This is a genomic window from Amycolatopsis nalaikhensis (assembly GCF_030264295.1).
GTDB lineage: Bacteria > Actinomycetota > Actinomycetes > Mycobacteriales > Pseudonocardiaceae > Amycolatopsis > Amycolatopsis nalaikhensis.
Window position 1 is genome coordinate 9,115,690 of sequence record NZ_CP127173.1, and the last position, 13,536, is coordinate 9,129,225.

13 protein-coding genes are annotated in these 13,536 nt (G+C 73.2%); 6 read left to right on the forward strand and 7 right to left on the reverse strand.

Features of this window, described 5'->3' with window-relative positions; genetic code table 11:
- Positions 1-13 precede the first annotated feature (13 nt).
- The 3 genes from QP939_RS44235 to QP939_RS44245 form a co-directional block, all read right to left on the reverse strand.
- Positions 14-1,150, reverse strand: a complete 1,137-nt coding sequence (locus QP939_RS44235; protein ID WP_285452809.1) for an adenosylhomocysteinase — start codon at positions 1,148-1,150, stop codon at positions 14-16.
- Between the two features lie 107 nt (positions 1,151-1,257).
- Entirely contained in the window at positions 1,258-2,499 is a 1,242-nt protein-coding gene (locus QP939_RS44240; RefSeq protein WP_285452810.1) for an alpha/beta hydrolase, read from the reverse strand.
- A 203-nt stretch (positions 2,500-2,702) separates the two neighbouring features.
- Entirely contained in the window at positions 2,703-3,698 is a 996-nt protein-coding gene (locus QP939_RS44245; RefSeq protein WP_285452811.1) for a glycoside hydrolase family 113 protein, read from the reverse strand.
- Positions 3,699-3,758: 60 nt separating this feature from the next.
- On the opposite strand from QP939_RS44245, the gene QP939_RS44250 reads away from it, so the two are divergent.
- Both QP939_RS44250 and QP939_RS44255 read left to right on the forward strand, forming a co-directional pair.
- Positions 3,759-4,337, forward strand: coding sequence for a TetR/AcrR family transcriptional regulator (locus QP939_RS44250; protein ID WP_285452812.1), 579 nt, complete (start codon positions 3,759-3,761; stop codon positions 4,335-4,337).
- Complete coding sequence (locus QP939_RS44255) at positions 4,334-5,338, forward strand: protein kinase family protein (protein ID WP_285452813.1); 1,005 nt, start codon at positions 4,334-4,336, stop codon at positions 5,336-5,338. Before QP939_RS44250 ends, QP939_RS44255 begins: the two co-directional genes overlap by 4 nt.
- Here QP939_RS44255 and QP939_RS44260 read toward each other — a convergent pair.
- Entirely contained in the window at positions 5,290-6,459 is a 1,170-nt protein-coding gene (locus QP939_RS44260) for a lipase family protein (RefSeq protein WP_285452814.1), read from the reverse strand. The genes QP939_RS44255 and QP939_RS44260 overlap by 49 nt on opposite strands.
- Before the next feature lie 27 nt (positions 6,460-6,486).
- Positions 6,487-8,040: a GMC oxidoreductase gene (locus QP939_RS44265; protein ID WP_285452815.1), complete on the reverse strand. Its 1,554-nt coding sequence runs from the start codon at positions 8,038-8,040 to the stop codon at positions 6,487-6,489.
- A gap of 98 nt (positions 8,041-8,138) precedes the next feature.
- On the opposite strand from QP939_RS44265, the gene QP939_RS44270 reads away from it, so the two are divergent.
- Positions 8,139-8,702 (forward strand): TetR/AcrR family transcriptional regulator, encoded by a 564-nt coding sequence (locus QP939_RS44270; RefSeq protein ID WP_285452816.1) that lies wholly within the window; start codon positions 8,139-8,141, stop codon positions 8,700-8,702.
- Positions 8,703-9,009: 307 nt separating this feature from the next.
- Here QP939_RS44270 and QP939_RS44275 read toward each other — a convergent pair whose 3' ends face one another.
- Entirely contained in the window at positions 9,010-9,558 is a 549-nt protein-coding gene (locus tag QP939_RS44275; protein ID WP_285452817.1) for a hypothetical protein, read from the reverse strand.
- A gap of 340 nt (positions 9,559-9,898) precedes the next feature.
- On the opposite strand from QP939_RS44275, the gene QP939_RS44280 reads away from it, so the two are divergent.
- Complete coding sequence (locus QP939_RS44280; RefSeq protein WP_285452818.1) at positions 9,899-10,843, forward strand: hypothetical protein; 945 nt, start codon at positions 9,899-9,901, stop codon at positions 10,841-10,843.
- A 13-nt stretch (positions 10,844-10,856) separates the two neighbouring features.
- Here QP939_RS44280 and QP939_RS44285 read toward each other — a convergent pair whose 3' ends face one another.
- The gene (locus tag QP939_RS44285) at positions 10,857-11,744 is read right to left on the reverse strand and encodes a LysR family transcriptional regulator (RefSeq protein WP_285452819.1); all 888 of its coding nucleotides are present in this window, start codon (positions 11,742-11,744) and stop codon (positions 10,857-10,859) included.
- Between the two features lie 130 nt (positions 11,745-11,874).
- On the opposite strand from QP939_RS44285, the gene QP939_RS44290 reads away from it, so the two are divergent.
- The gene (locus QP939_RS44290) at positions 11,875-12,780 is read left to right on the forward strand and encodes an SDR family oxidoreductase (protein WP_285452820.1); all 906 of its coding nucleotides are present in this window, start codon (positions 11,875-11,877) and stop codon (positions 12,778-12,780) included.
- A complete protein-coding gene (locus QP939_RS44295) occupies positions 12,777-13,505 on the forward strand; it encodes an LLM class flavin-dependent oxidoreductase (RefSeq protein WP_285452821.1) in 729 nt (242 codons plus the stop codon). Before QP939_RS44290 ends, QP939_RS44295 begins: the two co-directional genes overlap by 4 nt.
- Positions 13,506-13,536: the final 31 nt, after the last annotated feature.

The window sequence follows — 13,536 nt, forward strand, 5'->3', positions numbered from 1 at the left end:
AGCGCGCTCCAGGTCAAGCCAGCGCGGCCACCAGGTCCGTCGCGATCCGGTGCTCGACCGGCGACGGCACCGGCTGCACCCCGGCGGCGAGCCCGCCCGCGGCCACCGCCGCCAGGCTGCGGACCTGCAGCGTGAGCCCGAGATCCATGGCCTGCACGGAGTTCCCGTTCGCGGCGGTCAGGTTGAGCATCCGGCCGCGGTCGAGGACGACGATCTCGCGGCCGTCGGCCAGCACGTGCCCGGTGCGGCGGCCCGGCGTCCCGTACTCGACCGTGCGAACTGTCACCGCCCGCAGCGCGTCCGCGTCGATTTCCCACGCGAAGTGCCCGACACCGGCGAGCAGCGCGCCGTCGGGCAATGCCGCCAGCTCCGCGGCGCCGACGACGCCGGGTGCGCCGGTCGCGGTGAACACCGCCCGCGCGTCGGCCAGGACCTCGGTCGACGACCCGACACGGTGACCGTCCAAAATGGCCTGCAGAGCCCGCATCGGATCCGGGTCGCACACCGCGACGCGCGCGCCGAGCCGGGACAGCGTGTCGGCGACGCCCTTGCCGCACGGCCCGTAGCCGAGCACCGCCGCGCGCATGCCCGGCACCATCAGGTTGGTGGCGTTGAGAAATCCCTGCACGACGCTCTGGCCGACGCCGAACTCGTTTTCCACCAGCAGTTTCAGCCGCGAGTCGTTGATCACGACGACGGGGTGGCCGACGCGCCGCTCCCGCAGCCGCACGCCGCCGGTGGTCGTTTCCTCGGTGCCGCCGAGGTATCCGGCGGGCGCGCCGGTGGCGAGGAGGGACAACGTGAGGTCGGCGCCGTTGTCGAGGGTGAGGTCGGGTTCGCGGGCGAGCACGGCGTCGACGTTGCGCGCGTGGTCGGTCTCGTCGTCGGCGCGGCGCGTGTGGACCCGCACGCCGAGCGCCCGCAGCGCGTCCGCGACGTCGTCGTGGGTCGTGCCGGGCGAGCCGGTCAGCGTGATTTCGACGCCGGCGCGGGCCAGCAGGGTGACCAGGGCGCCGGTCTTGGGTTCGACGTGCAGGCACATCGCCAGGCGCCGCCCGGTGAGCACCGGCGCGCACTCCTCGACGGCCGCCGCGGTCAGGGGCATGTGCTTGAGCGCCCAGTGCGTTCCGGCGTGCTCGGATGAAGGCATGACTGTCCTTACGGTTGAAAGGAAAGGGACCCGGAGCTGGGGTTCGTCAACCGTAGAAGTCGCAGCGGTAGGAGTGATCGCCGAAGATCGCCCGTCCGCTCATGCGCTCAACTTACCGTCTCGGCCAGGAACGCCGCCACGTCGGGCGTCGCCGTCACGGGAACTCCCGCCGTTCGCAGCCGGTCCGCGAACTCCGCCGAGCCGGGGCCGCCGTCGGCGATGAGGAACGGCGGTGCTCCGGCGGCCGGGTAGCTCAGCGGGCTCGCCGGGAAGCGTGCCAGGAACACCGCGGCCCGCTCGGGCAGGCTGGTGCCGGTGAACTTCGCCGGAGCGCCGACGGCCGCCACCGCGCGGACCGTGCTCGCGTCATCGGCCTCCCGGGCGACGCCGAGCAGCGACGCCAGCGTGCCGCCGGTCCCGGTGCCCCACGCGGCGATCCGGGCCGGGTCGATGCCGAGAGCGGCCGCGTTGGCCTTGAGGAACCGGACGGCGCAGCGGGCGTCCGTGAGCGCCGACGGCCAGGGGGCGGCCGGGGCGAGGCGGTAGTCGATCGACGCGACGACGAAGCCGCGGGCAACGAGGGCGTCCCGCACCGGGCCGGGCCGCGACCCGGTGAGCAGCGCGCCCGGCCCGGTCGGCTTGCGGTTGCCGAACACGAAGCCGCCGCCGTGCAGGTACAGCGCCACCGGGGCCGGACGCCCGCTCGCGCGCGGCCGGGCGAGGTCCATCGCGAGCGGGACGCCGTCGGGACGGCAGTATTCGACGGTGCCGCCCTCGAGCAGCGTCGACGGGCGCGGGCTGGCGAGGCCGTCGGCGGCCGCGACGGTGCCCGCCGCGCCGGTCGCGAGCACCAGCAGGAGGACGGGGAACAGCACGATCCACGCGAACACCCGCCGCGGCGCGGACGGCCGAGGGTGCGCCCGCCGCCGCGCGACGACGAGGAAGCCGAACAGCGCGACGACCTGCAGCCCAGCGGCGACGTAGTCGGTGAAGCCGACGACGGTGTCCGCGGGTTGCCAGGGATCGAACCGCGCGAGCAACCCGAGCGGCCGGCTGACCACCCACAAGCCGAGCCCGGCCGCGGCGGCGACGGCACCGGACCGCGCGGTCTTGCGGGTCGGCCACCCCAGAACGGCGAAGACGGCGACGAGTTCGAAGGCGGCGACGGCGCCGAACAGCATCGCGTAGAGCTGCCAGATCCGCCAGATCCCGGGCACCGCGGCAGCCGGGATGAGGGCAGCGCCGAGGGCCGCGAAAGCGGCGGTGACCAGCAGCGGACCGCGCCGCAACGGAGGCGGCACGGTCACCGCGGGGCGGTAGGCACCGCGCTGCCCGTCGACGACCTTCATGGCGCCAGTGTCACCCTGGAGGCGGGGCTCCCGCCATGACACGGGCGGTGGCTGCCGCTCGCGGGCGCCCGCAGGGGTGGTGGCCGGCCAGCGAGCGGCCGGAGCGAATCAGGCCCCGCAGCGGTGGCGGCGCGGCCCCCGGCCGACTCCGCGCGGTGGCCAGCCGCGCCGTCAGCGCAAAGCAGCAGCTCGCGGCGGATTCCTCAGCCATAACAGTCAGCCAGGGCACCGAACGCGGCCTTCGGCTCCCACGGCAGCCCGGGATACGTGTCCCCGGACCCGTTCTCCAGCACCTTCACCACGCCCCAGCTCGCCATGTCGAGGTCTTCGCGCGGGTCGGCCCGGTGCACCAGCCCGTAGCAGACGAACGTGCACGCGAACGCCGCGTCGACCCCCTCCGCCTCGAACACCGCCAGCAGCTCGCGGAAGTAGCGCGCCTGCTCCTCCTCGTCGCGGACGTACGCGCCGTTGAGCCGGACCGGGACGTCGCCGTCGTACTCGACGATCTCGCCGCACCGGGCGCCGAGGTCCGCCGCGCCGCGGTAGGGCGTCACGCCGAACTCCGTGATCGCCACCGGCTTGCCCGCCGCCACCAGCGAACGGATGCCCTCCTGGTAGCTGTCGGCCACCTCCTTCGACCGGTGCGCGTCGACCGCGACGATGTCGAACAGCGCCCAGTCGACCCGCTCCAGCGGCACCGACGCGTAGGTGACGCGGCCGCCGAACCGGGCGCGGACCACGGCCACCGCCCGGGCCAGGAACTCGTTGACCTGCTCGGAAAGCCCGGTCAGGAGCTCCCGGTCGGCGAGGAGGTTGCCCAGCCGTTCCTCGATGCCGTCGCCGGGCAGGAAGCCGTGGTTGAACAGGCTCAGCTCGGCCCCGGTGACGAACACGACCTCGGCACCCGCTACGCGAAGGCGTTCGGCTCGCGCGGCACCGTCGGCGAGCAGGTCCAGGATCTCCTCCGGCGTGCGGTCCCACGGGAACGGCGAGAACCACACCTCCAGCCCGAGCGCGGCCGCCTCGCGAGCGGCGAACTCGATCCGGTCGAGGTCCGTGCCGATCAGCCGCACCGCCGTGCAGTGCAGGTCGTCGCGGATGACCGCCAGCTCGCGGCGGACCAGGCCGGTGTCGAACGGGCGGTTGAACTTCCCGCCGCGCTCGAAGCCGGTGTCGTAGCCGATGCCCTTGGCGCGCATGTCTCCTCCAAAATTAGGGTACGGTCCGTACCGTACCCTAGATGCGCTAGGCTGGGTCCCATGCCCGAGAGGACGCGGCGCCGCGGCGCCGAGCTGGAAGACGCGATCCTGCGTGCCGCCGCGGACGAACTCGCCGAGTCCGGCTACCCCGGGCTGACCATGGAGCGCGTCGCCCAGCGGGCGGGCACCAACAAGAACGCGCTCTACCGCCGCTGGCCGAACCGCGCCGCGCTCGGCGTCGCCGCCTACCGGCACCTGGCCGAAGCCAAGTTGAGCCCGCCCGACACCGGTGAGCTCCGCGAAGACGCGCTGACCCTGCTGCGCGCGATCAACTGCGGCCAGTCCTCCCCCGCCGCCCGGATCCTGCACGGCCTCCTGACCGGCGTCGGCGACGAGCCGGAGCTGCGGCGGCAGCTGCACGAACAGGCGGCCGAAGGCGGCACCAAGCCGTGGCTCGCGATCCTGGAGAAAGCCATCGCGCGTGGCGAGGCGCGACCGGAGGCGCGTCACCCGCGAGTCGCCACCGTCGCGCTCGTGCTGCTGCGCAACGAATACCTCACCCGCGGACTGACCACAGTGGACGACGCCGTGCTCGTGGAGATCGTCGACGAGGTCTACCTGCCGCTGGTGCGCGCGTGACGGCCCGCCTGGCACGCCACGAGAAGATCGCCGCGGCACTGGCCGAAGCCGGGGACGGCCTCCTGGCCGACGCGCACCCGCTGGGCACCGGGATCGGCGGGTCGACGTGGCTGCTGCGGGTCGCGGGGGAACCCGTCTTCGTCAAACGCGTCGCCCTCACCGACGTCGAACGCCGCAACGACGGCTCGACCGCCGATCTGTACGGGCTGCCGCCGTGGTCGCACTACGGCGTCGGCTCGGCGGGCGGCGGGGCGTGGCGGGAACTGGCGGCCCACCGCGCCGCGAGCGACTGGGTGCGCACCGGCGCCTGCGAGCACTTCCCGCTCCTGCACCACTGGCGGATCCTGCCCGGACAGCCGCGACCCCGCACCGACCTGGAGCGGGACGTCGCGTTCTGGCACGGCGACCCCGGCGTCCGGCGGCGACTGGAAGCGCTCGATGACGCGACCACCGACCTCGTGCTGTTCCTCGAACACCTGCCGGGGAACCTCGACCGGTGGATCGACGACCACCCCGACGGGATCGACCTCGCCCACCGGGACCTCCGCGCGATCACCGAGTTCCTCGCCGCGCGGGGCGTCCAGCACTTCGACGCGCACTTCGCGAACATCCTCACCGACGGCGACCGGCTCTACCTCTCCGACTTCGGGCTCGCCGTGTTCCCGGACTTCGCGCTCTCCGACGCCGAAGCCGCCTTCCTCGCCCGCCACGCCGACCACGACCGGGCCTACGTGCTGACCCACCTGGTCAACCGGATCGCCCGGCGGCACGCCGACGGCACGGGCTACCGCGCCGTCCACGGCGTGGTGCGCGAATGCGCGGCGGGGCGCGCGGTGCCGGGCGCGCACCCGTTCCTGCACCGCTACGCCCCGCTCGCCGTGGTCGTCAACGACTTCTACGTCGCCCTGCACGGGGATAGCCGCAAAACGCCTTACCCCGACCGGGAAATCGCTCAGCAGTTGGAGCGTGCGGGCTTGCCCGCGAACCGGTCGCCGAGGTAGTTCACGACGTCGCCCGCGGAGAACGCCAGCGTCGTCACGTGCTCGCCGACGTAGGTGCCCCACGTGACGTCGACCCCGGCCGCGCAATAGGTCCTGCGCAGCGCCTGTGCCTGCGACAGCGGGATGATCTCGTCGAGGCTGCCGTGGAACAGGAAGACCGGGGCCTTCGGCGGGCGCGCGCCCAGCTCGTTCTCGGCGAGCCGCGCCTGCCACTTCGCCGTGGTGAGCGGGTTCGCCGTCGTGTAGTCCGCGATGTGCCCGAACGCGTAGCCGAACACGGCGTCGACGCAGGCGTCCTGCTGCGTCTCGTACAGCGTCTGGCCGCGCTCGTTGAGGTAGGCGGGCAGGTCCAGCTCCGGGTAGGCGGCGTCCAGGCCCAGCGCCGACAGCAGCAGGAAGCCGAACCCGATGCCGCCGTCGAGGCTCTTCGCCACGACCTCCAGGTCCGCGGGGGTGCCGCCGGCCGCGATGCCCACGACGTCCAGCTCGGGCGCGTACGACGGCGCCAGCTCGCCCGCCCACGCCGCTCCGCCGCCACCTTGCGAGTAGCCCGAGAACGCGACCGGCCCGCCCGCCGCCAGCCCCGCCGCGGGCAGCCGGGTGGCCGCGCGGACCGCGTCGATCACCGTGTGGCCTTCCGACCGGCCGACGACGTAGGTGTGCAGGCCGGGTGTGCCGAGGCCCTCGTAGTCGGTGATGGCCACGGCCCAGCCGCGGCGCAGCATCGCGTCGATGAACAGGGGCTTTTCGTAGTCCGGCTGGAACTTCGACGGCGCGCAGCGGTCGCCGATGCCCCGGGTCCCGCTGGCCACCGAGACGATCGGGCGCGGCCCGGCGCCGGTCCACGGCGTCGTCGGCACCAGGACGCGGCCCGACACCGCGATCGGCGTGTCCGTCGCCGACCGCGACCGGTACAGCAGGAGGTAGCCGCGCGCGCCGGACTGGTCCGGCAGCGGCCGCCACCAGACGACGTCGCCGTCCGCGCCGTCCGGCAGCGGGCTCGGTGGCGTGTAGAACGCGTCACCGGCCGGGCCTTGCGGCGGGTCCGGCACCGCGGCGCCCATCGTCGACACCAACGCGACGACCGCCAGCAGCAGCGGCCGGAAACGGTTTCTCCGCACGGGAACTCCTCGTCGAGCCCAGGGGTTTCAGAAGACGTTGTCGACGTCTTCGGCGATCAGGTGGTCGAGCGCGCGCTCGGCGACCGCGGCGATGGTCATCGACGGGTTGCAGGCGGCGGTGGTCCCCGGCATCAGGGCGCCGTCGAGCACGTAGAGGCCCCGGTGGCCGAGCACGCGGCCCTCGAGGTCGCAGACCGCCCCCATCGCGGCGCCGCCGAGCGGGTGCCAGGTGCTCGGCGCGACGGCGGTCGTGTCGAGCAGCACGCCGAGCGGGCCGGCGATGCGGGAGATCCGCTCGTGGATGCGGGCGCTCAGCCGCGCGTCGGCGGTCGAGGGCCAGTGCAGGACGGCGTCGTCGGCCGCGGAGTCGTAGACGAACCGGCCGCGGCCGGTGCTGACGCCGTAGCCGACGAGCATCGTGGTGCGCAGGTCCGGCAGCGGCGGCAGGGACGCCTGGATGACGGTGTTGGCCGTGGCGGGCTCGTCCCACTCCTTGCTGCCGTAGACGACCGGGCCGCCCTGCGGCGCGCCGAAGTCGTCGGCGAGGTCGGTCCAGGTGTAGATGCGGTCGCCGTTGGTGCCCCAGCCGGTGCCGAGCGCGTCGGGCAGGTCCGGGATGTCGCCCTTCGCGCCCGCCCGCATGAGCAGCCGCGTCGTGTTCGCCGTCCCGGCGGCCATGACGAGGGCCTTCGCGGTCAGGACTTTCTTTTCGAGCACCGTGCCGCTCGTGTCGATGCGGTCGACCCGGATCTCCCAGCGGCCGTCCGGGGCCAAGGCGACGTCGGTGACGTTGTGCAGGGGCGCGACGGTGCAGCGGCCGGTCGCCTCGGCGGCGGCGAGGTAGGTGACGTCGACCGAGTGCTTGCCGCCGTTGTTGACCCCGAGCGCGCAGTCGCCGTTGGTGTAGGACGGCTTCATCTCGCCGTCGAGCTCGCGCAGCGCGTATTCCCAGTCGATCGGCATCGGGATCTTCTCGACGGCGTAACCCGCGTTGCGCGCGTTGCGGGCGAAGATCCGCGAGGCCGTGTACGGCTTGCTCTCAATGAGCGCGTCGGGCGCCGTCGCGATGCCGAGCATCCGGGCGACGCGCGGGTAGTACTCGGCGTCCAGCCGCGCGTAGTCGAGCCGCTCGGGGAAGCAGGCGTGGAACAGCTCGGCCGTCGGCTGCAGCGTCATGCCCTGGTAGACCAGCGAGCCGCCGCCGACGCCCGCGGCGCACATCATGCTCATGCCCCGGCCGCTCACCTGCTCCAGCAGCCCGGTGTAGCGCTCGAACGGCGGCAGGGAGGGCAGGCCGGGCAGCGACGGCGCGGAGCCGAGCCAGAAGATCCGTTTGTCCGGCGACGTCGTGGGGTGCGGGAAGGTCTCGGCGTCCGGCCCGGTCGGCCAGCGGCGGCCGCGTTCGAGCACCAGGACGGGCACCCCGGCCCGCGCGAGCCGCAACGCCGTGACACCGCCGCCGAAGCCGGACCCGATGACGACGACGCGGTGCTCCTCCCGGGTGGTCGGCACCCGGGCCGCCCCGAGCGCGGCGACGGCGACCGCGCCGTGGAGGAGGGTGCGGCGGTTCAGGGTGCGCATGGGTGGGCTCCAATCGTGACTGTGGGTGACAGTACGAACCCGAACCGAGAGATGGAACGGATTGCCGGTCTCACTACTCGCGAGTAGTGTTCGGCTCCATGCGTGCTGGGCGACCGTCTGCGGCCGTACCCCGGCGCGTCGACGCCCGCCGCAACCGCGAAGCGATCCTGCGCGCCGCGGACGAGGCGTTCAGCGAAGAAGCGGACGTCGTGCTCGACGAGGTCGCCCGCCGCGCGGGTCTCGGCCGGGCGACGGTCTACCGGCACTTCCCCGACCGGACGGCGCTGGCCCTCGCCGTCGCCGCCCACCACCTGGCCGAGTTCAAGAACCTGGTGCGCGGCAACGAATCGTTCCGCGAGCTGCTGCGGCTGGTGCTGGCGATGCAAGCCCGGCGTCGGCCGCTCGTCCGGCTGTTCCGCGAACTGCCGGTGCGCAGCCAGGTCCAGTACACGCAGGCGCTGATCTCGTTGCTGCGCCCGGCTTTCGAGCGGGCCCAGCGCGAAGGCAGCGTACGAGCCGACCTCGAACCGGCGGACTTGGCGCTGCTGTTCGAGATGCACGAAGCGGCACTCGCGGCGGGCCCGGCACCGCCGGAGCGAACGGAACCGGCGGAGCGGCTGGTGCGCGTGTTCCTCGACGGGCTCGCCGGAGCCCGCGACTGAGTTCACCCTGGTGGAGCACACAAAACCGGAATTGACGGGCAGGTGGGCGGGGTACCTCTTCCTCGCGGCACCGGCGGCGCGCCGGGCCGCATCCTCCGACCGTGGCCGGGGTTCAGCGTCCGGCCACGGCACTCCACCCGCGTAACGGTCCCTCGGAGCACGCCATGAACGACTCAGGAGCCTGGCACGACAAATTGCAGCGCGCGCAGGAAGCGATCCAGCGCAAACGGGCGGAGCAGGCCTCCCGCACGAAGGCGGGCGCTTCCGTTTCCCGGTGACGGAATTCGTCCGGTGCCGCTGAAACCCGTCACCCTTCGCAGATCCACATCCAGGCCGTGGAGTAGTACTCTTTCACGCTCACCGTAACGGGTTTCAGCGGCGGCAAGTCGTCCGCACACCGTCCACATCGGTCGATCAACTGGTAGAGCAGGTGCGAAACCACGACGACCAGATCGGCGTTTTCACGGTCGATCATCGCCCGTCGCGCCGGCGGACTATCGTTGAGGCGGCTGAGTTCGAGCACCGAAGATCCCACGTGCCCGAGCGGCCCCCGCCCGGCCAGGCCGAAGCCCGCCGCCAGGCGAATCCGCATCCGATCCCGGTACCGCCGGTTGTCGGCGTCGACGCGCTCGGCCATCGCTCGCACCAGCCGGGGCAGCACGCGAGTCACGTCGATCTCGGGCGGGAAGAGCAGGACCATGCCGTCGCCGAGCCCGCCGGCCACCCGGACGCGTTCCGGGTCGACGCCGACCGCGTCCGGGATCCCGGCCATCACCGCGAACAGCCGTTGCTGCACCTCACGTTGGCGCGCGACACTGCGCCGGCCGTAACCGACCACGTCGACGACGATTCCCATCCCGGGTGTCAACTGCTCCTCATCGACCGCTCGTCGGCCGCGCCCGGATTGCTCGTATCAAGAGGGGCGGGTGACACGCCGAAAATCGGGATGGCGGCCAACGACCGCCCAGGTCAACATTTCGACTTCGACATTGTCGCGCTTCGAGAGCGGGCTGATGAAGACGCCGGACATCCGCCTGGCGAAAGCGCTCGCGGAAAAGCTGCGGATTCCACCCCATCAGGTCGGCGTGGCTCTCGGCCTTGATGACGCTCCATCGCCTAGCGTCACCTCAGGAGCGAACCCGGCCGAGGAGGACCCGATCCATCGTCGTTCTTTCCTTACGCTGACGGGTGCGACCGTGCCCGCCGTCCTGCTCAGCAGTCTCGACAGCGTGCTGGCGGGCGTCAGCCCCGGGATCGACGCGCCACCCGGCATGCTCGGCCGGACCTTGGCCACCGCGCGGGCCTGGTACGACCAGGGACGCAACGCCGTGGTGCTGCGCCACCTCCCCGATCTGCTCAGGTTGGCGGACCAGGAGCTGGAGTCGGGTCACCCGGACGCGATGGAACGGTACTGCCAGGTGAACGATCTGGCGACGGATCTGCTGGACAAGGTCGGGCTCGTCGGGGCCGCGCGGCTCACCGCGCAGAACTCGATCCGGGTCTCCCGCCAGAGCGGTTCCCCCTTGGCGATGGCGGCCGCCGACCGGGGCCTCACGATCGTGCTGCGGCACGAGGGAAAGACGGCCACCGCGAACCTGGTCAGCCTCCGTGCGGCGAACCTGATCGAGCGGACCGGGTTGACCGACGTCCGGCAGGCGATCTCCTACGTCCAGGTCATGTGCACACACGCCTACGTGGCCGCCCAGAACGAAGACCGGAGCACCGTGCTGGCCGCCATCGGGGAAGCCGCGCGGGCGGCTTCGTGCTTGCGTGACCGCGTCCCTCCCGAAATCGCCGACCGGGCGACCGCGAACGCCCGCATGTACCGCGTGAGCGTGCACTGGGCACTCGGCGACGCCGGCACCGCCGTCGAAGCCGGCCGTCAGGTGGACGTGCGCGCACTGCCGACGCCCGAACGCCGGGCACGGCACTTCACCGACATGGCGCGGGCCTGGTGGGCTTGGCGGAAACCCGACGAGACGGCCTGTTCGCTCCTCACGGCGCTGCACTTCGCGCCCGCCGAAGTGACGGATCGGGCCCGGATCCGCGCCATCGTCGAGCAGCTCACCCGGCACCACACCGCGGTGAACTCCGCGCGGCACCTCGCGGCGAAGGTCGCCGCCTTGCCCGCGTCTTCGTAGCGGCCGGGCGCGCTCAGGCCGGCGGGCCGGTCAGCACCGCCTCCGCGCACTTGCGGAACGACGCCACCAGCGGGCTCCGGTCCCCGGCCCTGGTCGCCACCGCGACGTGTGCCGGTTCGACGCCCTCCAACGGGACCGTCGTCAAGTCCGGGCGGAGGCTGCTGACGCTGCCCGGGCCCACCGGGACGATCGCCACCGCTTGGCCGCTCGCCACCAGCTCGAACTTGTCCTCCATCGCGCTCAGGTGCGGGCCGTCCGGGGCGGGGCGGCCGTCGGGGCGGGGGTCGATGCGCCAGAACGCGTCCCACTCCGGGTCCGCCGCCCGGGGCAGCGGCTCGTCCGCGATGTCGTCGAGCGTCACCGACTCCTTGCCCGCCAGCCGGTGCTCGCTCGAGACCAGCAGGACCCGCGGCTCGTCGTAGAGCACCGTCACGTGCAGGCCGCCCGTCCGCAACGGCAGGCGCAGCACCGCCACGTCGACGCGGTGCTCCAGCAGTGCCGCGCGGCTGTCGTCCCACTCCAGGTGCTTCGTCCGCACCTCCGCGTCCGGGTGGCGGTGCCGCAGCTCGCGCACCGCCGGTGTGACGATCAGGTTCGCCATGTAGCCGACCGTGATCCGGCGCGGCCGGGCGACCGACCGCGCGTGCGCGGCCGCCCCCGCCGCCGTGCGCAGCAGCTCGACCGCCAGCGGGAGGAACGCCTCGCCCGCCTCCGTCAGCCGGGTGCCCTGCGGCGTGCGGTCCAGCAGCCGCGCCCCCACCTGCTGCTCCAGCCGGACGATCTGGCGGCTCAGCGACGACTGCGTCAGGTGCAGCTCGGCGGCGGCGCGGCCGAAGTGGCCCCGCTCGGCGACGACCGTGAAGCCGCGGACCAAGCGGAGGTCGAGATCCGGTTCGGGCATGTCTCCAGCATAGCGCCTTGAGCTGCGGTCATGCGCGAACCGCATCACGCTTCGCGAAACACTCATTGGACCCGGCCCGGTTCGCGCAGCCACGGTGGAAGGAGAACCCCACTCCAAGGAGTGCACCACCATGCGTGTGTTCGTCACCGGCGCCACCGGTTTCGTCGGCAGCGTCGTCGTCCGCGAGCTGCTCGGCGCGGGTCACCAGGTCCTCGGCCTCGCCCGCTCGGACGCCTCCGCCGCCGCGCTCGAAGCCATCGGCGCCGAGGCGCACCGCGGATCCCTCGACGACCTCGAGATCCTGCGCGCCGGGGCCGCCGCGGCCGACGGCGTCGTCCACCTCGCCTTCAACCACGACTTCACCGACTTCGCCGCCGCCGCGGCGCAGGACCGGACGGCGATCGAGGCACTGGGCGACGCGCTCGCCGAGTCCGGGCGCCCGTTGGTGATCACCTCCGGCACGGCGGGCCTGGTTCCCGGGCGAGTCGCCACCGAGGACTCGACGCCCGACCCCGCGTCGCTCACCTCGCCCCGCTTCGGCACCGAGACGGCGGCACTCGCCTTCGCCGAACGCGGTGTCCGCGTCTCGGTCGTGCGGCTGCCCCCGAGCGTGCACGGCGAAGGCGACAAGGGTTTCGTGCCGCGCGTGCTCGCCGCCGCCCGTGACAAGGGCTTTTCGGCGTACCCCGGCGACGGCGCCAACCGCTGGCCCGCCGTGCACCGCCTCGACGCGGCGCGGGTGTTCCGCCTGGCGCTCGAGTCGGCGCCCGCGGGTACGCGACTGCACGCGATCGGCGACGAAGGCGTTGCGGTCAAAGAGATCGCCGAAGTCATCGGCAGGCACCTGGACGTGCCCGTGAAGCCGATCGCGCCGGAGGAGGCGGTCGGCCACTTCGGCTTCGTGGGCGCGCTCTTCGCGCTCGACATCCCGGCATCCGCGGCGCGCACCCGCGAACTGCTCGGCTGGCGGCCGGAGCAGCCGGGCCTGCTCGCCGACCTCGACGCCGGGCACTACTTCGCGGCGGGCTCGCGGTGACGGACCTCGGCCCGGTCGGCGTCTACCTGCCGATCTCCTTCACCACGACGGCCCCCGCCGGCGCCCAGCGCGACGCCGCCCGGCGGCTCGAACGGGCCGGGTACCGGACCGTGTGGACGAACGAGGTCGTCGGCGGCAAGGACGCCCTCGTGCAGCTGGCGATCCTGCTGGCCGCCACGGAAACGCTGCGATTCGGCACCGGCATCGCGAACATCTGGGCCCGCGAGCCGCAGGTGCTGCACGCCGCCGCCGCGCAGCTCGCCGAGGCCTACCCGGGACGGCTGGTCCTCGGCATCGGCGCGGGCTACCGGGAGCAGGCCGCCGCGGCAGGCCGCGACTACGGCAGTCCATTGCGGACAGTCCGGGACTACCTGTCCCGGATGGCCGCGACGACGTCGCCGCCCGCGCCCGCGGCGGAATACCCGCGGCTGCTCGCCGCCAACGGGCCCAAGATGCTCGCGTTGGCCGCCGAACTGGCCGACGGCGCCTTCCCGGCCGGGCAACCGCCGGAGTTCACCGCGGCCGCCCGGGCCACGCTCGGCCCCGGCAAGCTGCTGGTGACCGGGCTGACCGTGGCCACCGACGACCCGGAAATCCCGGCCAAAGCGCGCGCCCACCTCGCCGCGGGCGCCGACCACGTCGTCCTGCTTCCCCCGCACGGCGACGACTTCGCCGCCGCCGTCGAGGAGCTGGAACGACTCGCGCCCGCGTTCGGCACCCTCTGAGGAGTGCCGGACGCGGGCGCGAAGCCGGGAA